We start from the raw sequence: 18,288 nt of genomic DNA, 5'->3' as shown, positions 1-18,288 counted from the left end.
CTCTTGACCTTAGTCATTGGTTTAACGGGAGGAATAGCTAGCGGCAAAAGCACGGTCGCCAACATGCTGATTGAAAAAGGAATAACAGTTATAGATGCAGATCTCATTGCAAAACAAGCGGTAGAAAAAGGGATGCCGGCCTACCTGCAAATCATTGACGAATTTGGTGAAGACATACTGCTCTCAAATGGCGATTTAGACCGAAAAAAGCTTGGGGCGCTGGTATTTACAAATGAACAAAAGCGTCTCGCTTTAAATGCAATTGTTCATCCGGCAGTCAGACAGGAAATGCTCAAGCGCCGTGATAAAGCCATTGCAAATCGGGAGGCATTTGTTGTATTGGATATCCCGCTATTGTTCGAAAGCAAATTGGAATCATTGGTTGATAAAATTATTGTGGTCAGTGTGACAAAAGAGCTTCAGCTGGAACGTCTGATGAAGCGCAATCAGCTGACGGAAGAAGAAGCAGTCAGCCGTATCCGCTCTCAAATGCCCTTAGAGGAAAAAACAGCAAGAGCAGATCAAGTCATTGATAACAGCGGCACGCTTGAAGAGACCAAACGCCAGCTGGATGAAATTATCGCCTGCTGGGCATAATACAAAAAACACCGTTCAAAATGAACGGTGTTTTTTTCATTAAAAATCAAAGTTGTCCGGATCAGGACCGACGCGCAGGTTTTCATTCAGCGCATCAATTCGGTTCATGTCGTCCTGTGTTAATTCAAAGTCAAATACGCTTGCATTTTCTTTAATGCGGTGTTCCTTCGTTGATTTAGGAATCGTAATGATGCCATGCTGCAGATCCCAGCGCAAAATGATTTGTGCGACAGATTTGTTATATGTTTGAGCAATGTCTGCCAGCACAGGATGATTCAGCAGCTGCCCTTGCATTAAAGGCGACCAGGCTTCCATCTGGATGCCCTGTTTTTGGCAGTATGCCATCAGCTCTTTTTGTGTAAGTCGCGGATGGAATTCCACTTGGTTGATCATAGGCTTGATTTCGGCAGCCGTCATCAAATCTTCAAGATGATGGATTTGGAAGTTGCTCACGCCGATCGCTTTGACACGGCCTTCTTTATAAAGTGTTTCAAGCGCTCTCCATGCTTCTTTGTATTTTCCCTCTACAGGCCAGTGGATGAGGTATAAATCTAAATAGTCCAAACCGAGTTTTGACAGGCTTGTTTCAAAAGCGGCGAGTGTTTCCTCGTATCCTAAATCTGCATTCCACACTTTTGATGTAATAAATAGGTCCTCTCTTGAGATGCCTGCTTCGTCAATACCTTGCTGAAGTCCTTCTCCGACTCCAGCTTCATTTCCGTAGATAGCGGCAGTATCAATACTGCGGTATCCGTGAACAATGGCAGTTTTAACTGCGTTTACCAGTTCAGATCCTTCTTCCACTTGGAATACGCCGAGCCCGAACCATGGCATTTTTACTCCGTTATGAAGTGTTGCTGTTGCTTGTAAATGTGTTGTCATGTTGATTTCCTCCTTTAAAATTGTCAGGCTTCCTGCAAATCCCGTTTTTCCATCAAACGGCTCCAGCCTGTTAAAATAATTGCACCGACTACCATTAATCCGCCTATCCAAGCGGTATGAATCAATCCGATTGAATCGGTGATCACACCGCCAAGGTATGAGCCAAGCGCAATCCCGGCATTAAAGGCAGCGATATTCATCGCGGATGCGACGTCAACTGCACTCGGGACAAAACGCTCAGCCAGCATAACGACATACACCTGAAGGCCAGGCACATTCATAAAGGCCAGCAATCCCATACAGAGAATGGTAATGAGGCCTGCTGTTTGGTATGGAGCCGTAAATGTGAGTACAAACAGAACGAGTGCCTGTACAATAAACATATAAAATAAAGCGGCAATCGGATTTCGGTTTGACAGCTTTCCGCCGATCATATTGCCGATTGCAATGGCGATTCCGTACCCGAGCAGGATCACTGCTACAGTTCCGGCTTTAAAGCCTGTTACTTCCTGAAGCAGGGGAGACAGATACGTGAATACAACGAATGTTCCTCCGTATCCAAGCGCTGTAATGAAAAATAAAAGCAATAACCGGCCGTTTGTCACAAGCTTCAATTGATCCCGCATTGTTGTTTTTGTCCCTTTTCGTAATTTGGACGGAACAAGAATGCCATTTGTAATGAAAGCAATGATTCCGACGGCGATAATGACCATAAAGGCAAAACGCCAGCCGAACTGCTGGCCGATAAACGTGCCGAAAGGAACTCCGGTTACAGTTGCCACAGTGAGGCCCGTAAACATAATCGAAATCGCGCTGGCCCTTTTATCCTCCGGGACAATATCCGCTGCGATCGTTGAACCGATCGACATAAACACACCGTGTGAAAAAGCTGATATCACACGTGCTGCTAATAAAATCCCGATGCTCGAAGCCGTAGCGGCCATCGTATTCCCCGCAATAAAAATGAACATGATCCAAAGCAATAGCGTCTTTCGTGACATGCTTGAAGTCAATGAAGTTAAAATAGGGGCGCCGAATGTAACGCCAAGCGCATATAGGGAAACGGTCAATCCCGCTGTTGTGACAGGAATGTCCAGGTCATTTGCAATTAACGGCAAAAGGCCGACGCTGATAAATTCGGTTGTCCCTATGGCGAAAGCACTTACGGCCAACGCCAGTAATGCAGGAATGCTGCTTTTATTGGCTGAAGTCATTATAATCCTCCTTTGTGTCATGTGTTGTATGATTGAAATTCTGCCAAGTAAGCTATATAAATAAAAAAGAGCAGATTCAAATCAGCCGGCAAATGTGATTATGAAAGATATCGTCAAGAAAGAAAAGTACGTACTTTAAAGTGCTATAGTCACTTTTTGGTGCCTGTAAGGAGAATGAACAGTATGGAGAAGAAAAAATATAATATCTCTGTTGAAGCGACCCTTGAAGTCATCGGCGGGAAATGGAAATGCGTCATTTTATGCCATCTGACGCACGGAAAAAAACGCACGAATGAATTAAAGCGCCTGATGCCTAACATTACGCAAAAAATGCTGACCCAGCAGCTGCGTGAGCTGGAAGCGGACGGTGTCATAAACCGGATCGTGTATAACCAGGTTCCCCCTAAAGTGGAATACGAGCTCAGCGAATATGGCCGCAGCTTAGAAGGGATTTTAGACATGCTGTGTGCTTGGGGAGCGAATCATATAAACAGAGTGTACGGAGATACATTTTCTGTGTTAGAAGAAAGTGTGCTCAATGATAAGCTAAAACAGGAATCATAAAAAGAGCAGTCAGTGCGGAGCGCTGGCTGCTTTTTTGGATCTTACGCCTGATATTGTGTGCAAGAAAGCCTATGATGCATCATAAATTAGTGTTGTAATCGTTGATTTTTATCAATATGTACTGGCGAATTCGTTTTAATGTGTTATACTAATTTTAGATAGTAACAAATTAGGATGGCATAATTGATAAGGGGTGTCCAACATGAAGGTAAAAGTAGCGATAAACGGGTTTGGAAGAATCGGAAGAATGGTTTTTAGAAAAGCAATGTTAGACGATCAAATTCAACTAGTGGCCATTAACGCCAGCTATTCCGCAGAAACGCTGGCTCATTTAATAAAGTATGACACAATTCACGGCAGGTACGAAAAAGAGGTTGTGGTTAGTGAAGACAGCCTGATCGTAAATGGAAAGAAAGTGCTTTTGTTAAACAGCCGTGATCCAAAACAGCTTCCTTGGGGAGAATATGATATTGACATTGTCGTTGAAGCAACAGGGAAATTTAATTCAAAAGATAAAGCGATGGGCCATATAGAAGCGGGTGCGAAAAAGGTCATTCTGACTGCTCCGGGAAAAAATGAAGACGTTACCATTGTGATGGGCGTAAATGAGGATCAATTCGACGCTGACCGCCATGTCATCATTTCAAATGCATCATGCACGACAAACTGTCTTGCACCTGTCGTAAAAGTGCTTGATGAAGAATTTGGCATTGAGAGCGGCCTGATGACAACAGTCCACGCGTATACGAATGACCAAAAAAATATTGATAATCCGCACAAAGATTTGCGGCGGGCGCGGGCATGCGGCGAATCGATCATTCCGACGACAACCGGGGCAGCAAAGGCGCTTTCGCTCGTGCTGCCGCATCTGAAAGGAAAGCTTCACGGCCTCGCCTTGCGTGTCCCTGTACCAAACGTCTCACTAGTTGATCTTGTTGTCGATCTGAAAACTGACGTAACGGCTGAAGAGGTAAACGAGGCATTTAAGCAGGCGGCCAAAACGTCGATGTATGGTGTGCTTGATTATTCAGATGAACCGCTCGTTTCAACTGATTACAATACGAATCCTCACTCAGCGGTCATTGACGGGCTTACGACAATGGTAATGGAAGACAGGAAAGTCAAGGTGCTTGCATGGTATGACAACGAATGGGGCTACTCGTGCAGAGTGGTTGATCTGATCAGCCATGTAGCGGCACGAATGAAACATCCGTCTGCTGTATAAAATAAAGTCATGGACACATTTTAAAGAAAAAACCCTTAACAGCATATTTCTGAAAAAACGCACCTTGCAAATTAGACTTAAACACAGTATACTATTTTTCGTGAACTTCTTGCTTGAGACTGTTTCGGAATTACTTAAAGGGTTAGGACCTCTCCGGACTAACTTTCCCCCGTGGTAAATGGCCGACCCAGTTGTTGGAATTTCACTTTTTAATTCTTGTTAAGGGGGGTCCATGACTATGGAAACAATGGGGCGTCACGTTATCTCCGAGCTATGGGGATGCGATTTTGATAAGCTGAATGACATGGATTTTATTGAAAAAACGTTTGTAAATGCTGCTCTAAAATCAGGTGCTGAGGTGCGAGAGGTTGCATTTCACAAATTTGCACCGCAAGGCGTAAGCGGAGTTGTGATTATTTCTGAATCACACTTAACGATTCACAGTTTTCCTGAGCACGGATATGCGAGCATTGATGTTTATACTTGTGGAGACTTAGATCCTAATGTTGCTGCTGATTACATCGCAGAGGCATTGCATGCTGATACAAGAGAAAACATTGAAATACCGAGAGGAATGGGGCCTGTGCAAATTAAGCAGGCGCAAGCGAAAGTACTATAATGTAAACACGAACACAAAGGGAGCTGTAGCTAAAAAGCCATTATGCGCTTTTTAGCTTATGCTCCTTTTATTTTTATAAACAAACAAGGGCGGTCAGCTTTTTCTTTTTTCATTTTTTTTGTAAAATAAGAAAGAGATTTTCACAAACCACCTGATGCTGTAGATACAGCTTACACAACGGCTCTCCCGACAGATGGCTGTCACATTTATTTTGAAAAGGCGGAGGCTGCCGAAAATACATTGCAGGGAACGAAATAATTGGGAGCTGATTTTATTGAAATGTCCTTCATGCCAGCATAACGGAACGCGAGTCCTTGATTCACGGCCTGTGGATGACGGAAAATCCATTCGCCGAAGACGCGAGTGCGAATCCTGCCACTACCGGTTTACAACCTTTGAGAAAGTGGAGGAAACCCCGCTGATCGTCGTGAAAAAAGAGGGCGTGCGTGAGGAATTCAGCAGAGAAAAAATGCTGCGCGGCCTCATAAAAGCATGTGAAAAAAGACCTGTTTCACTCAAAACGCTTGAAGACATGTGCTTTGATATTGAAAAAGAACTTCGCAATCAAGGCTGCTCTGAGGTGAAAAGCGAGCTTGTCGGAGAAATGGTCATGGACCGGCTGGCTAAGATTGATGAAGTCGCGTATGTGCGGTTCGCGTCCGTCTATCGGCAGTTTAAAGATATAAATGTCTTTATTGATGAATTAAAAGATTTAATAAAGAAAGAGCGTTAAAAGAGCTAAGAGGATTCTTCTAGCTCTTTTCTCATGTGCAAAATTGGCATTTGATAGATATAAGAAACGGTGTAAAATGAAAGGTAGAAACAAATTCGGAAGGTTTGAGAATGTATGGCTGACTATTGGAAAGATGTACTGCCTGTAGATCCGTATGTGGTCAAAAGCAGATCAATGCTGCAGGATATTGACAGACAAATTATCACACAACTGTATCAGCCCTTAATCGGCCCTGTTGCATTCTCTCTTTATATGACATTGTGGGGAGAGCTTGAACAAAACCGCCTGTGGGGCGGGGAGTCTACACATCGACAGCTGATGGGAATGACGCAGTCCAACTTAAAAACGATCCATCAGGAACAGGGAAAGCTCGAGGGCATCGGATTGCTGAAGGTATATATGAAAGAATCCGAGCGGCAGGAGCGCCTCTTTATATATGAACTTCTTCCGCCGCTTAGGCCAAACGAGTTTTTTGAAGACGGAATGCTGAATGTTTTCCTGTACAATAGAGTCGGGAAAACAAAATATCAGCAATTAAAACAATTTTTCACGCACCCGGCTATTTCAGAAGATGCGAAGGACATCACGCGGCCGTTTAATCATGCGTTTGAATCACTCCAGCCGAGTGAATGGAAGCTCACACCTCATATGGAGGAAACGGTGAGACTTGAGCCGGGCACAGAATATACTTCTGTCGGACAAGCTCCGTCTTACACCATAACGGAGGATGTATTTGATTTTGATTTGTTTTTAGCGGGGCTATCTGAGACGATGATTCCGAGAAAAGCGATGACCCAGCAGGTGCGGGAGACAATCAAAAAGCTATCTTATCTGTACGGCATAGACCCTTTGCAGATGCAAAATGTCGTCATGAGCGCCATTGATGAGCGTGACGTGATTACGACGGAGGCTTTAAGAAAAGCGGCAAGCGACTGGTATCAAATCGAGAGAAACGGACAGCTGCCTGACTTAGTGGAAAAAACACAGCCGATCCATTTGCGTGAAGGCGAAAAACCGGCCGAAGAGGATTCACTGGACGGGAAGCTGATCGCATTGCTTGAGGCAATTTCTCCGAAGAAGCTGCTGCAGGACATTGCCGACGGAACAGAGCCGTCAAAAGCTGATCTGAAAATCATAGAAGAAATTATGTTTGAACAAAAGCTCGAGCCAGGCGTCACAAATGTGTTAATTTATTATGTCATGCTGAAAACCGACATGAAGCTGTCGAAAAACTATATCCAAAAAATCGCCTCGCATTGGGCACGCAAAAAGGTAAAAACAGTCAGAGAAGCGATGAAGCTTGCGATAGAGGAAAACCGCCAGTACCTTGAATGGGCTGAAGGAAAAGCAAATCAGTCTTCGAAGCGAAACCAAAAAGTGATACGTGAAGAAAAACTGCCTGATTGGATGAAGAAAGAAAAAGAAACAGCGTCAGGTTCAGAGACCGGACAGCAGAAGCTGCATCCGCAGGATTTGGAAGAACAGAAGAAAAAGATGATGGAAGAAATGCAAAAACTGAAAAAATACTCTGCCTATTAAAGACAGAGATGCGGGGTGAAGGAATAAATGGAACCAATCGGCCGTTCCCTGCAGGGCGTAACCGGCAGGCCGGATTTCCAAAAACGTCTTGAGCAAATGAAGGCTAAAGTGATGAAAGATCAAGATGTTCAGGCCTTTTTGAAGGAAAACGAAGAAGTGATTGACCAAAAAATGATCGAAAAGAGCTTAAATAAGCTTTATGAATATATCGGGCAAAGCAAGAATTGCTCCTACTGTTCAGAAGATGAAGATTTCAACAATTTGTTGGAGGGCTACCATCCGAAGCTTGTTGTCAATGGACGTGCTATTGATATCGAGTATTATGAATGTCCGGTTAAACGGAAGCTCGACCAGCAGAAAAAACAAAAGTCTCTTATGAAAAGCATGTATATCCAGAAGGATCTCCTCGGAGCGACGTTCCAGCAGGTCGATATCAGTGACCCGAGCAGGCTTGCGATGTTCCAGCATGTTACAGATTTTCTGAAAAGCTATAATGAGACGGGAAAAGGGAAAGGACTGTATTTATACGGGAAGTTCGGGGTAGGAAAAACGTTTATGCTCGCTGCGATTGCCAATGAGCTGGCGGAAAAAGAGTATTCCTCCATGATCGTCTATGTGCCCGAATTTGTGAGAGAGCTTAAGAATTCGCTGCAAGACCAGACATTGGAAGAGAAGCTTAACATGGTAAAAACAACACCCGTATTGATGCTTGATGACATCGGAGCAGAATCAATGACAAGCTGGGTAAGGGATGAAGTCATCGGAACGGTGCTTCAGCACAGAATGTCCCAGCAGCTACCAACGTTCTTTTCTTCTAATTTCTCACCTGACGAGCTGAAGCATCATTTTACGTATTCGCAGAGGGGAGAAAAAGAAGAGGTAAAAGCAGCAAGATTAATGGAGCGGATATTATATCTGGCTGCTCCGATCCGCCTTGACGGAGAAAACCGCCGACATCCATAATTGCTGCGGTTCAAAGGGGAAGGAACTGAGGGTATGAAACGAAAAACGGCTGTTAAATGGCTGGCAGTGCTTGCAGGTGCTGGTTTACTCTATTGGGGAAATAAAACGTATTTGAATGTATCGCCGAAAGAAATCAGGGTATGGATATTGTCATTTGGGGTCTTTGCGCCGCTTATGTTTATCGGGATATCCATCGTCAGGCCTCTTGTTTTATTTCCGGTATCTGTTATTTCTATAGCGGGCGGACTTGCGTTCGGTCCGCTTCTCGGCACACTTTACACTTTATTCGGTTCGATGTGCGCTTCAGCTGTATCGTTTTTTGCGGCCGGATTGTTTGCGGGAAAAAAGAACAGTCATTACGCAAAGCTGGAAGCCATCCAGAAGCAGATGGAGGATAGCGGATTTTTTTATATCTTTCTTTTAAGAATCCTGCCGATCAATTTTGATTTTGTCAGCTATGCGGCAGGCCTTTCCAATGTCAAAGCGCTCCCGTATTTTGCGGCGACGGCCGCGGGAATCATTCCTGGGACGATTGCGCTTAATGTGCTGGGTGCGAGCTTTTTGGCTGGCAATCTGCCCGCTTTCTTTATGGTGCTCGCTTTGTATATCGTGTTTATCTCACTGCCGTTCATCTTCAGAAAGAAAATGCAAAACTTGTTCCAAGAATCAAATTAAGATTTGCCAGTGACCTTTACGTCTATTTTAAAAACATCCCCCATATACTTGTAACAGATGCCGTAAGGGGGGACAAACATGCTTGAAATAATCTTTGAAGATGACCATGATGCAGCTGCTTTTTTACATCTCATTCAGCATTCGGACGATCGGAACAATATCATTGTCCGTGAAGGCATACGAAAAATCGGGATTGAAAAGGCGAAGCCGGCTTTCTCTATTCAGCGTTTTATGGAGCCGATTCTGGTCAAATTTTTTTTAGAATGCAAAGAAGACGAGCATATGCTGTCATTAATTGAGGGAACATATTTCTTCACGGACCAGGATGAACAGCAGCAAATCCTTCAGCTCGCACACAGTATTATTGAAGGAGAAGCTGACGACTTTCCGTTTGAGCCGCTCAAGCTTTCGCGGAAACAATCTATTTTGGATGAACTTCAAACGATCTGTTTAGAGGAAGGCGTATTTTCCATTCGTTCCTTTCAGACCTTCCGACTCGGACAATATTACAAGCAGCTGAGAGATATTACGGAAGCGGCGATAGATGAATATAAGATGGAACAGGAATATCAAAATTTTATTCAAACACTCAGAGACTATGTAACAGCCAAACAGCCGCGAATCAAAAAGGTGCATATTGTCCATGATGGATCATTCACAATATGGGAGCTGCGCTATGTGCCGGAACGGGAAAAAATGAAATACATAGACAGGCGATTTGTCCGGGATCATCCTATGTACATTGATTCTCATTTGCTCGCGCCGCTGATTTCCATCGCGCCTGATGAAGTGGTGCTCTATACCGACCAGCCCGAGCACATGATGGCAAGGACCATTCAAAACGTATTTCAAGAGAGAATGGAAATGCTTCCTCTGCATGCTTTTACGGACACAGAAATACCGGTAAAGCACTCAGAAGGATAAGAACCGGCAGCCTGTATATATAAGGCTGTCGGTTTGGAAAAAAGGAAATGCGAGCGTGTTGATTTTTTGGAATGAACAATTTATAATACATAGGAGATTAAGAAAGACACACGTATTGATAAGGACATGAAGGAATGATACCGGCTCAAAGAGAGGGAAGCCACGGCTGAAAGCTTCCCAGCTAAGGACCATTCGCTTTACCGCCTTTGAACTTCAGCTGTGAACCCCTTTGACAAGGAGCAGTAATGGCTGACGGGAACTCCCGTTATAGAGCTTAGAGCCGCAGGAGCCATGAGTTGGCTTTGCGGAAAAAAGGGTGGAACCACGATTCCGTTTATTCAACCTCGTCCCTTTCATAGGGGGCGGGGTTTTTATATGCAAAAAAAGGAGTGACAAAGATGTCAGATATGGTAAAAATCACATTTCCTGATGGAGCAGTCAAGGAGTTTGCGAAAGGAACAACAACAGAAGATATCGCGGCATCCATCAGTCCGGGATTAAAGAAGAAATCATTAGCCGGAAAACTGAACGGAAAAGAAATCGATTTGAGAACACCGATTAATGAGGACGGTACAGTGGAAATCATTACAGAAGGCTCAGAAGAAGGTCTTCAAATTATGCGCCACAGTACGGCTCACTTGCTGGCTCAAGCGATTAAACGCATATACAAAGATGTCAAATTCGGTGTCGGTCCGGTGATCGAAAACGGTTTTTACTATGATGTAGAAATGGAAGAAGCGATTACTCCGGAAGATCTGCCGAAAATTGAGAAAGAAATGAAAAAAATCGTCAATGCGAACCTTCCGATCGTTCGAAAAGAAGTCAGCCGTGAAGAAGCGAAAGCCCGTTTTGCAGAAATCGGCGACGATCTGAAGCTTGAACTATTGGATGCGATTCCTGAAGGAGAAACTGTTTCGATCTATGAGCAAGGCGAATTCTTTGACCTGTGCCGCGGCGTACACGTTCCTTCAACAGGAAAAATCAAAGAGTTTAAGCTGCTAAGCCTTGCAGGCGCATACTGGCGCGGTGACAGCAACAACCAAATGCTTCAGCGCGTATACGGCACCGCCTTCTTCAAAAAAGCTGATCTTGAAGAGCATCTTCGTATGCTTGAGGAAGCGAAAGAGCGTGACCACAGAAAGCTCGGCAAAGAATTAAAGCTGTTTGCAAATTCTCAAAAAGTCGGACAAGGCCTGCCGCTTTGGCTGCCAAAAGGCGCGACAATCCGCCGCGTAATCGAGCGCTATATTGTTGATAAAGAAATCAGCCTCGGCTATGAGCACGTATACACACCTGTGCTTGGAAGCAAAGAGCTGTATGAAACATCTGGACACTGGGATCATTATCAAGAAGGCATGTTCCCTCCGATGGAAATGGATAATGAAACACTTGTGCTCCGTCCGATGAACTGTCCGCACCATATGATGATCTATAAAAACGACATCCACAGCTACCGCGAGCTTCCAATTCGTATTGCAGAGCTAGGAACAATGCACCGCTATGAAATGTCAGGTGCGCTGTCAGGTCTTCAGCGCGTGCGCGGCATGACATTAAACGATGCACACATCTTTGTGCGCCCCGATCAAATTAAGGATGAGTTTATCCGTACTGTCCGTTTAATCCAGGAAGTATATGAAGACTTCGGCTTAAGTGATTACACTTTCCGTCTGTCTTACCGTGATCCGGAAGACACAGAGAAATATTTTGATGATGATGAAATGTGGAACAAAGCGCAATCCATGCTGAAAGAGGCAATGGACGAAATCGGCCATGACTATTACGAAGCAGAAGGTGAAGCGGCATTCTACGGCCCTAAACTTGATGTTCAGGTGAAAACAGCGATCGGCAAAGAAGAAACATTGTCTACGGTTCAGCTTGACTTCTTATTGCCTGAACGTTTCGATCTGACTTATATCGGCGAAGACGGCAAGCAGCACCGTCCGGTTGTTATTCACAGAGGTGTCGTATCAACAATGGAACGCTTTGTTGCCTTCTTAATCGAAGAACACAAAGGCGCGCTGCCAACATGGCTTGCACCGGTTCAATTCCAAGTCATCCCGGTTTCGCCGGCTGTGCATTTAGACTACGCGAAAAAAGTGCAGGAACGCCTGCAGCGTGAAGGCCTCCGTGTAGAAGTCGACAGCCGCGATGAAAAAATCGGCTACAAAATCCGTGAAGCGCAAATGCAAAAAATTCCGTACATGCTTGTGGTCGGTGACCAAGAAGCAGAAAACGGAGCGGTAAACGTTCGTAAGTACGGAGAACAGAAATCTGACACCATTTCACTTGATGATTTTGTGAAAAAGGCAGTAGCTGAAGCGAAAAAATAAGATAAAAAGCATGATCTCATTGAAGAGATCATGCTTTTTTATTTCTCCAATATAGGAAACAAATCATGAAGGCTGCTGATGATGTAATCAGGCGTTACGTCAGTTTCGTTTTTCTTATCCGTCCGGTTGATCCAGACGGTTTTGATTCCGGCTCTTGAAGCGCCTAAAATATCAGTATTCAAATTATCGCCGACCATGATCGCATCATCTTTTTCAATATTCATCAGCTTAAGGCAGTGTTCAAAAATGGAAACATCCGGTTTCCCTTTGCCGAAAGCGCCTGAAATGACGATTTCATTGAAATAAGGGGCGAGCTCAGGCACGCCGGCGAGCTTCTCCTTTTGCAGGCTCGGATCGCCGTTTGTCAAAAGCAGCAATTCATACTTGCTCTTTAGTTGATCGAGTACAGCAAATGTCTCATCATATACAAACGGGCGTCTTCTGCGCTCTGCCGCAAAAAACTCTCCTAAAAATTCGCCGTATGCCGGATCATCGATGCCAAGCGCCTTCAGTCCGTTTGTCCATGCGTTTCTTCTATACTCCGGCACAATCTTGTTCAGCTTCTGAAATCCTTCACTGATCGGCTCTGAGAAATTGGACCACAGGCCTTCAAACGGGTTAATGCCGATCATCACTGTATATGGATACGTCTCATAAGACATGTACAATTCTCTCGCCGCTTCGCGAACAGCTTCTTCGAATTTCTGCGGGTCAAGGCCATATTTTTTCTCCGCCTGTAAACAAGTTTCTGCAAATGTTGTGCTGACGCTTTTTTCGTCCCAAAGTAGTGTGTCGTCTAAATCAAAAAATACGGCTTTCATGATCTTCTCCTCTGCTTCAGATTCAAATCTTTCTGCCAAAAGGCTCATGTTTTATTTTACAATAGATAATAGCCTTGTGAAATATGTTTTCAGATGATTTTAAAAAAACAGTCAGCCATGAAACTCCTGCCGAAACATGCTAGAATGAAAGCGAAAGAACAGGTGACATGCATGATTCATTTAATGATTATGATGCTTGAGAGGGTAGGGATTATTGTTATACTGGGGTTCATTCTCGCCCATACGAAGCTTTTCAGACAAGCGCTGCAACATCAGGACGGCTATAAAGGGAAAGCCGTATTAATTTCTATTTTTTCTCTCTTCAGCATTATCAGTAATTATACAGGCATTGAAATTCAAAAAAATATGATTGTGAACAATGACTGGGTGTTTGCGATCGATCCGTCTGGCTCCATTGCGAATACCCGTATTTTAGGCGTGGAAATCGGAGGCCTTCTCGGAGGCCCGTTTGTAGGGGCTGGAATCGGCGTACTGGCGGGACTGCATCGTTTTTCGCTCGGCGGCAGCACGGCCTTAAGCTGTGCGGTATCATCTGTTTTAGCAGGTGTTCTTGCAGGCTTGATCGGCAGGTATTTTACGAAGCGCTACCGAATGCCGACGCCGCGTGTCGCCGCACTTGTGGGAATCGGCATGGAGTCACTGCAAATGATTATTATTTTGCTGATGGCAAAGCCGTTCAGTGACGCTTGGGAGCTTGTCAGCATGATCGGGATTCCAATGATACTCATCAATGGGACTGGCAGTTTTATTTTTCTGTCGATTATTCAAGCGATCAATCGCAAGGAAGAGCAGGCAAGGGCGCTTGAAACGCACCGAGTACTGACAATTGCTGATCAGACGCTTCCATTTTTTCGCCAAGGACTAAATGAAAACTCCTGTAAAAGTGTAGCCGCTATTATCCATAAGCTGACCGGAACGGATGCGGTGTCTCTCACTGATAAAGAAAAGATCCTTGCGCATGTCGGCGCGGGAATGGATCATCACATCCCATCAAAAAGCTTGATCACCGGCCTGTCCAAAAAGGTGATTAAAACAGGGCAAATTATGAAGGCGATTTCACAGGAAGAGATTGAATGCACACATTCTGAATGCCCTTTGCACGCGGCAATTGTCCTGCCGCTGACATCAAACGGAAATACAATCGGCACCTTAAAAATGTACTTTAAAAATCCGGCAGGCCTGAGTCAGGTAGAGGAGGAGCTTGCTGAGGGGCTGGCCATGCTGTTTTCGACACAGCTTGAGCTTGGGGAAGCAGAGCTGCAAAGCAAGCTTCTCAAGGATGCTGAAATCAAAGCGCTTCAAGCACAGGTGAATCCGCATTTTTTATTTAATGCGATCAATACAATTTCTGCGTTATGCCGCACGGATGTTGAAAAAACCCGTAAGCTCTTATTGCAGCTCAGCGTTTATTTTCGTTCAAACCTTCAAGGAGCGAGACAGCTGCTGATTCCGCTCTCAAAGGAGCTGAACCATCTTCACGCTTATTTGTCATTAGAGCAGGCGCGTTTTCCCGGGAAATATAAGATTGAGCTCAATATCGACAGCAGGCTGGAGCAGATTGAAATCCCACCGTTTGTTTTACAGGTGCTTGTGGAGAACGCGCTTCGGCATGCGTTTCCGAAAAAACAAGACATGTGCAAAGTTACGGTCTGTGTCTTATCTGATGATACATCCGTCTATATGAAGGTGACGGATAACGGACGGGGAATTCCGCCAGACATCCTTCCGGAGCTGGGAAAGAAACCGTTTCCGTCTAAGGAGGGAACCGGTACAGCGCTCTATAACCTGAATCAGCGCCTGATTGGTTTATTCGGACAGCAGGCCGCACTGAATATCAGGAGTGAGGTTCAGAAAGGGACAGAGGTTTCCTTTCGAGTGCCAATGCAACATATGAAAGAGGGAGAAGAACATGCTCAGGGTGTTAATAGTTGATGATGAGATGCTGGCAAGGGATGAACTGGCTTACTTGCTCAAGCGGACCAATGAGGAAATGGAAATCAATGAAGCGGAAAATATTGAATCTGCTTTTGACCAAATGATGGATCAAAAGCCTGACTTGCTGTTTTTAGACGTTGATTTATCCGGAGAAAACGGTTTTGATATCGCAAAGCGGTTGAAGAACATGAAGCATCCTCCTGCTGTTGTGTTTGCGACGGCATATGACCAGTATGCACTCAAAGCATTTGAGGTGGACGCCCTTGATTATTTAACCAAGCCTTTCGATGAGGAAAGAATTCAGCAAACGCTGAAAAAATATAAAAAAGTCAATCGGGATATTGTTGAAACAGATCAGAGCAGTCATTCCGGCCAGCACAAACTCGCACTATCTGTAGGAGAATCAATAGTGATCGTAGATACGAAGGACATTATCTATGCCGGAACGGAAGATGGTCACGTCAATGTAAAAACCTTCGATACATCGTATACCGTCAGCGATACGCTCGTTGTCATCGAGAAGAAGCTGCCTGATGCTGATTTTATCCGCGTCCATCGGAGCTTTATCGTCAATACCGAATATATTAAAGAAATTCAACCATGGTTTAATTCAACGTATAACCTGATCATGAAAGACGGATCAAAAATACCGGTCAGCCGGACATATGCGAAGGAATTGAAAAAGCTGCTCCATATTTGATGGGCGGCTTTTTGCATTTCAGCCATTTGTTTCTGCAACTCAGCCCCGCTATTTTGCATGTTATCTTGTAAGCGCTTTATATTAAGGGATTCTTATTTATAATGGGGGTACCAAAGAGAAAGAGGTGAAGAAAATGAGTGCTAAAAAAGTGTACGGATTTTTAACACAAGCATTTATTTTTGCCGTCATTATGCTGGTTTCGAATATGATTGCCGCTATTGTCCCAATTCCTATCCCGGCATCGGTTGTAGGATTGGTCTTATTATTTCTCCTATTATGTTTGAAAGTTATTAAACTGGAACAGGTAGAAACGCTCGGAACGTCTTTAACCTCTCTGATCGGATTTTTATTTGTCCCTTCTGGTATATCTGTTATGAATTCGCTTGGTGTCATGCAGCAATACGGTCTGCAAATTGTTCTTGTCATTCTGCTTGCGACCATTATATTGCTGGGGGCTACGGGATTGTTTTCTCAGCTGATTCTTTCAATTAGCGGAAAACGCAAGACTGCGGCAGACGTGAAAACAACAAAAACAGTGCAAAGCCCGCAGAACAATAACGAACTCGTTCACCATTAAGGAAACAGGAGGTTCATCAGATGGAAAGCACAATGAGTCCTTATTTCGGAATTGTCGTATCACTTGCTGCATTCGGCATCGGCACCTTTTTATTCAAGAAAACGAAAGGCTTCTTCCTTTTCACTCCTTTGTTTGTTGCCATGGTGCTTGGGATCGCATTTTTAAAAATCGGCGGTTTTTCCTACGCGGACTATAATAACGGAGGAGAAATCATTAAGTTTTTCCTTGAACCGGCGACGATCGCTTTTGCCATTCCTTTGTACAAACAAAGAGACAAGCTCAAAAAATATTGGTGGCAAATCATGTCCTCCATTATTGTCGGCTCTATCTGCTCTGTCACGATTGTTTATTTGCTTGCAAAAGGCATTCATCTCGATTCGGCTGTCATGAAAAGCATGCTGCCGCAGGCTGCAACAACGGCAATTGCGCTTCCGTTATCAAAAGACATCGGAGGCATTAGCGACATCACTGCCTTTGCGGTCATCTTTAACGCTGTCATTGTATATGCGCTCGGGGCATTGTTCTTAAAGGTGTTTAAAGTAAAGAATCCGATTTCTAAAGGATTGGCTCTCGGAACGTCCGGACATGCACTCGGTGTAGCGGTCGGGATCGAGATGGGAGAAGTTGAAGCTGCGATGGCAAGTATCGCTGTTGTCGTAGTAGGAGTGGTAACGGTTCTGGTCATACCTGTTTTCATGCAGCTGATCGGAGGATAAGCCAAGGCTGAATGCCTTGGCTTTTTTTATTTTATGGTGCGTCTTCAGGATCGATATATCCTTGCTTAATGCCCCATTCCACTTGATCATCATGCCACTTTTTTCGTTCCTCATAACCATAACCATCGTCATCAGGAAGCTCTAAAGCCGGCTGTTGATTGGTTTCATCTGTTTGGCTCGAGGAGGATGGTGAATCTTGACTATTAGACGAGGGTGCCTCGGTCTGCTGCCGTTGTGGCTGTGATTGCCGCTTTTTCTCAGCGTTCGCTTTCTGCTCTTTTTGGATTGCCGCCTGCCGCTGTCTTTCAAGTTCAGCTTGTCTTTCCGCTTCCGCTAATCGCTGTCTCTCTGCAGCCTGCTGCTCTGCCAATCGCTGTCTCTCCGCTGCTTCCTCCTGCTGTTTCTTTCGTTTCGCCTCCCGCTCTTTTTCACGTTTTTTCTCGGCTGCGATCTGTCTTTGCTTCTCGGCTGCTTCTTTTGCCTTCCGCTTTCCTAACTCAGCAGCGAGTGGACTCTCGAAATCCATGTCCAGTGAAACGGGTTTTAGTTTTTTCAGCTCTTTCTCTAGTTCCTTTTGATTAAATACTACGGCTGTCTTAACCGTTTCAGCTTTTGGTTCAGAAGATGTGCTGCTATTCGAGCAACCGGTTAATATCAATGTGAAAAATAAAGCAAGCTGTATCAGTTTGTTCATGTGTCAGACTCCCTTCTCCTTCTTATATCGGTTATGGATTAACTTTGTTTTACATTTCTACCTGTCAATGGTTTTGTTGTGGATAGCGAATGAAGGAGAAGGATGGGGGAAGACTGTTGCTCTTTACACCATACTCTGCACAGTAGGTTTATTCGTGTGGAGCTGTCAGCGGGTGATGTGAGCACGAATCAGCCATTTTCATTGCCTCGCTCTCCTGATTTTAACCAGTCATGTAGCACCGATCGCCCAGCCGATGTTTTTCAACAGAACACTTGATGCATGGCTGAACGGTTCAGAACGATACCTTCTGGATGAGGATGAAAGATTTTCTTTTTCACTCTTGCACTCATAGAAAACCCATGTTACAATGTAAAAGTTGTTCCGGATAAGTCGTCCTTGACTAAAGATCCGGCATTGTGTAGAATAGTTATTGAATTGAATATAAATCACAAGCAGAAGCACCCGCTTCTCACCTGATTGACACATGCATGTAGTTGGCAGGTTGACCGTACATTTTTATTGATACAGATGTTCGTAGTGTGGGTGTTTTATAATGCCC

At 44.4% G+C, this 18,288-nt stretch carries 18 protein-coding genes and 1 other annotated feature (1 of these 19 only partly in view); of the genes, 14 read left to right on the top strand and 4 right to left on the bottom strand.

The features are described 5' to 3' along the window. Positions 1–3: 3 nt before the first annotated feature. Complete coding sequence (coaE, locus tag MOB98_RS01345) at positions 4–597, top strand: dephospho-CoA kinase (RefSeq protein ID WP_268359008.1); 594 nt, start codon at positions 4–6, stop codon at positions 595–597. Between the two features lie 39 nt (positions 598–636). Here coaE and ytbE read toward each other — a convergent pair whose 3' ends face one another. Together ytbE and MOB98_RS01335 are read right to left on the bottom strand one after the other, a co-directional pair. Continuing rightward, positions 637–1,479, bottom strand: coding sequence for an aldo/keto reductase YtbE (gene ytbE / locus MOB98_RS01340; protein ID WP_268359010.1), 843 nt, complete (start codon positions 1,477–1,479; stop codon positions 637–639). 23 nt (positions 1,480–1,502) lie between these two features. Beyond that, positions 1,503–2,693 carry an MFS transporter gene (locus tag MOB98_RS01335; protein ID WP_268367070.1) on the bottom strand — a complete coding sequence of 397 codons (1,191 nt, stop codon included), beginning with the start codon at positions 2,691–2,693 and terminating at the stop codon, positions 1,503–1,505. A 183-nt stretch (positions 2,694–2,876) separates the two neighbouring features. Between MOB98_RS01335 and MOB98_RS01330 the strand changes: the two genes are divergently transcribed. The 9 genes from MOB98_RS01330 to thrS all read left to right on the top strand — a co-directional run bounded on the left by MOB98_RS01330 (position 2,877) and on the right by thrS (position 12,265). Then, positions 2,877–3,257, top strand: a complete 381-nt coding sequence (locus MOB98_RS01330) for a winged helix-turn-helix transcriptional regulator (RefSeq protein ID WP_268359014.1) — start codon at positions 2,877–2,879, stop codon at positions 3,255–3,257. A gap of 202 nt (positions 3,258–3,459) precedes the next feature. Beyond that, on the top strand, positions 3,460–4,482 hold the full coding sequence (locus MOB98_RS01325; RefSeq protein ID WP_268359015.1) for a glyceraldehyde-3-phosphate dehydrogenase: 1,023 nt from the start codon (positions 3,460–3,462) through the stop codon (positions 4,480–4,482). 238 nt (positions 4,483–4,720) lie between these two features. Then, a complete protein-coding gene (gene speD, locus MOB98_RS01320) occupies positions 4,721–5,101 on the top strand; it encodes an adenosylmethionine decarboxylase (RefSeq protein ID WP_003223584.1) in 381 nt (126 codons plus the stop codon). 274 nt (positions 5,102–5,375) lie between these two features. Next, positions 5,376–5,834: a transcriptional regulator NrdR gene (nrdR, locus tag MOB98_RS01315; RefSeq protein WP_003223586.1), complete on the top strand. Its 459-nt coding sequence runs from the start codon at positions 5,376–5,378 to the stop codon at positions 5,832–5,834. 114 nt (positions 5,835–5,948) lie between these two features. Beyond that, on the top strand, positions 5,949–7,373 hold the full coding sequence (gene dnaB, locus MOB98_RS01310) for a replication initiation membrane attachment protein DnaB (RefSeq protein ID WP_268359017.1): 1,425 nt from the start codon (positions 5,949–5,951) through the stop codon (positions 7,371–7,373). Positions 7,374–7,400: 27 nt separating this feature from the next. Next, the gene (gene dnaI / locus MOB98_RS01305) at positions 7,401–8,336 is read left to right on the top strand and encodes a primosomal protein DnaI (protein ID WP_268359019.1); all 936 of its coding nucleotides are present in this window, start codon (positions 7,401–7,403) and stop codon (positions 8,334–8,336) included. A gap of 33 nt (positions 8,337–8,369) precedes the next feature. Further along, positions 8,370–9,011 carry a TVP38/TMEM64 family protein gene (locus tag MOB98_RS01300; protein ID WP_268359021.1) on the top strand — a complete coding sequence of 214 codons (642 nt, stop codon included), beginning with the start codon at positions 8,370–8,372 and terminating at the stop codon, positions 9,009–9,011. Positions 9,012–9,089: 78 nt separating this feature from the next. Further along, on the top strand, positions 9,090–9,935 hold the full coding sequence (gene ytxC, locus MOB98_RS01295) for a putative sporulation protein YtxC (RefSeq protein ID WP_268359023.1): 846 nt from the start codon (positions 9,090–9,092) through the stop codon (positions 9,933–9,935). A 398-nt stretch (positions 9,936–10,333) separates the two neighbouring features. Continuing rightward, positions 10,334–12,265, top strand: a complete 1,932-nt coding sequence (gene thrS, locus MOB98_RS01290) for a threonine--tRNA ligase (RefSeq protein WP_268367071.1) — start codon at positions 10,334–10,336, stop codon at positions 12,263–12,265. 38 nt (positions 12,266–12,303) lie between these two features. Here the strand turns inward: thrS and MOB98_RS01285 are convergent, their stop codons facing one another. Next, positions 12,304–13,086: an HAD family hydrolase gene (locus MOB98_RS01285; RefSeq protein WP_268359026.1), complete on the bottom strand. Its 783-nt coding sequence runs from the start codon at positions 13,084–13,086 to the stop codon at positions 12,304–12,306. 171 nt (positions 13,087–13,257) lie between these two features. Here MOB98_RS01285 and lytS point away from each other — a divergent pair, with 171 nt between their 5' ends. The 4 genes from lytS (at position 13,258) to lrgB (ending at position 17,035) form a co-directional block, all read left to right on the top strand. Further along, on the top strand, positions 13,258–15,039 hold the full coding sequence (gene lytS, locus MOB98_RS01280) for a two-component system sensor histidine kinase LytS (protein ID WP_268359028.1): 1,782 nt from the start codon (positions 13,258–13,260) through the stop codon (positions 15,037–15,039). After that, positions 15,017–15,742, top strand: coding sequence for a two-component system response regulator LytT (gene lytT / locus MOB98_RS01275; RefSeq protein ID WP_268359030.1), 726 nt, complete (start codon positions 15,017–15,019; stop codon positions 15,740–15,742). Before lytS ends, lytT begins: the two co-directional genes overlap by 23 nt. A 133-nt stretch (positions 15,743–15,875) precedes the next feature. Further along, entirely contained in the window at positions 15,876–16,319 is a 444-nt protein-coding gene (lrgA, locus tag MOB98_RS01270) for an antiholin-like murein hydrolase modulator LrgA (protein WP_268359031.1), read from the top strand. 20 nt (positions 16,320–16,339) lie between these two features. Further along, positions 16,340–17,035, top strand: a complete 696-nt coding sequence (lrgB, locus tag MOB98_RS01265) for an antiholin-like protein LrgB (protein ID WP_100275556.1) — start codon at positions 16,340–16,342, stop codon at positions 17,033–17,035. Positions 17,036–17,066: 31 nt separating this feature from the next. On the opposite strand, the gene MOB98_RS01260 is transcribed toward lrgB, so the two are convergent. Then, positions 17,067–17,729: a hypothetical protein gene (locus tag MOB98_RS01260; RefSeq protein ID WP_268359033.1), complete on the bottom strand. Its 663-nt coding sequence runs from the start codon at positions 17,727–17,729 to the stop codon at positions 17,067–17,069. A gap of 444 nt (positions 17,730–18,173) precedes the next feature. Next, positions 18,174–18,288: a sequence feature (ribosomal protein L20 leader region), on the top strand (it continues 16 nt past the right edge of the window).

The sequence above is a fragment of the Bacillus sp. N13C7 genome (assembly GCF_026790065.1).
GTDB lineage: Bacteria > Bacillota > Bacilli > Bacillales > Bacillaceae > Bacillus.
Note: the sequence above shows the minus strand (reverse complement) of the source record. Positions and strands in the feature narration are given on the sequence as shown.

Coding starts and splice junctions, on each gene's coding strand:
- speD (WP_003223584.1), top strand. CDS start 4,721: ATGGAAACAATGGGGCGTCACGTTATCTCCGAGCTATGGGGATGCGAT.
- MOB98_RS01300 (WP_268359021.1), top strand. CDS start 8,370: ATGAAACGAAAAACGGCTGTTAAATGGCTGGCAGTGCTTGCAGGTGCT.
- ytbE (WP_268359010.1), bottom strand. CDS start 1,479: ATGACAACACATTTACAAGCAACAGCAACACTTCATAACGGAGTAAAA.
- thrS (WP_268367071.1), top strand. CDS start 10,334: ATGTCAGATATGGTAAAAATCACATTTCCTGATGGAGCAGTCAAGGAG.
- dnaB (WP_268359017.1), top strand. CDS start 5,949: ATGGCTGACTATTGGAAAGATGTACTGCCTGTAGATCCGTATGTGGTC.
- MOB98_RS01260 (WP_268359033.1), bottom strand. CDS start 17,729: ATGAACAAACTGATACAGCTTGCTTTATTTTTCACATTGATATTAACC.
- lrgA (WP_268359031.1), top strand. CDS start 15,876: ATGAGTGCTAAAAAAGTGTACGGATTTTTAACACAAGCATTTATTTTT.
- lytS (WP_268359028.1), top strand. CDS start 13,258: ATGATTCATTTAATGATTATGATGCTTGAGAGGGTAGGGATTATTGTT.
- lrgB (WP_100275556.1), top strand. CDS start 16,340: ATGGAAAGCACAATGAGTCCTTATTTCGGAATTGTCGTATCACTTGCT.
- MOB98_RS01335 (WP_268367070.1), bottom strand. CDS start 2,693: ATGACTTCAGCCAATAAAAGCAGCATTCCTGCATTACTGGCGTTGGCC.
- MOB98_RS01330 (WP_268359014.1), top strand. CDS start 2,877: ATGGAGAAGAAAAAATATAATATCTCTGTTGAAGCGACCCTTGAAGTC.
- MOB98_RS01325 (WP_268359015.1), top strand. CDS start 3,460: ATGAAGGTAAAAGTAGCGATAAACGGGTTTGGAAGAATCGGAAGAATG.
- lytT (WP_268359030.1), top strand. CDS start 15,017: ATGCTCAGGGTGTTAATAGTTGATGATGAGATGCTGGCAAGGGATGAA.
- ytxC (WP_268359023.1), top strand. CDS start 9,090: ATGCTTGAAATAATCTTTGAAGATGACCATGATGCAGCTGCTTTTTTA.
- dnaI (WP_268359019.1), top strand. CDS start 7,401: ATGGAACCAATCGGCCGTTCCCTGCAGGGCGTAACCGGCAGGCCGGAT.
- MOB98_RS01285 (WP_268359026.1), bottom strand. CDS start 13,086: ATGAAAGCCGTATTTTTTGATTTAGACGACACACTACTTTGGGACGAA.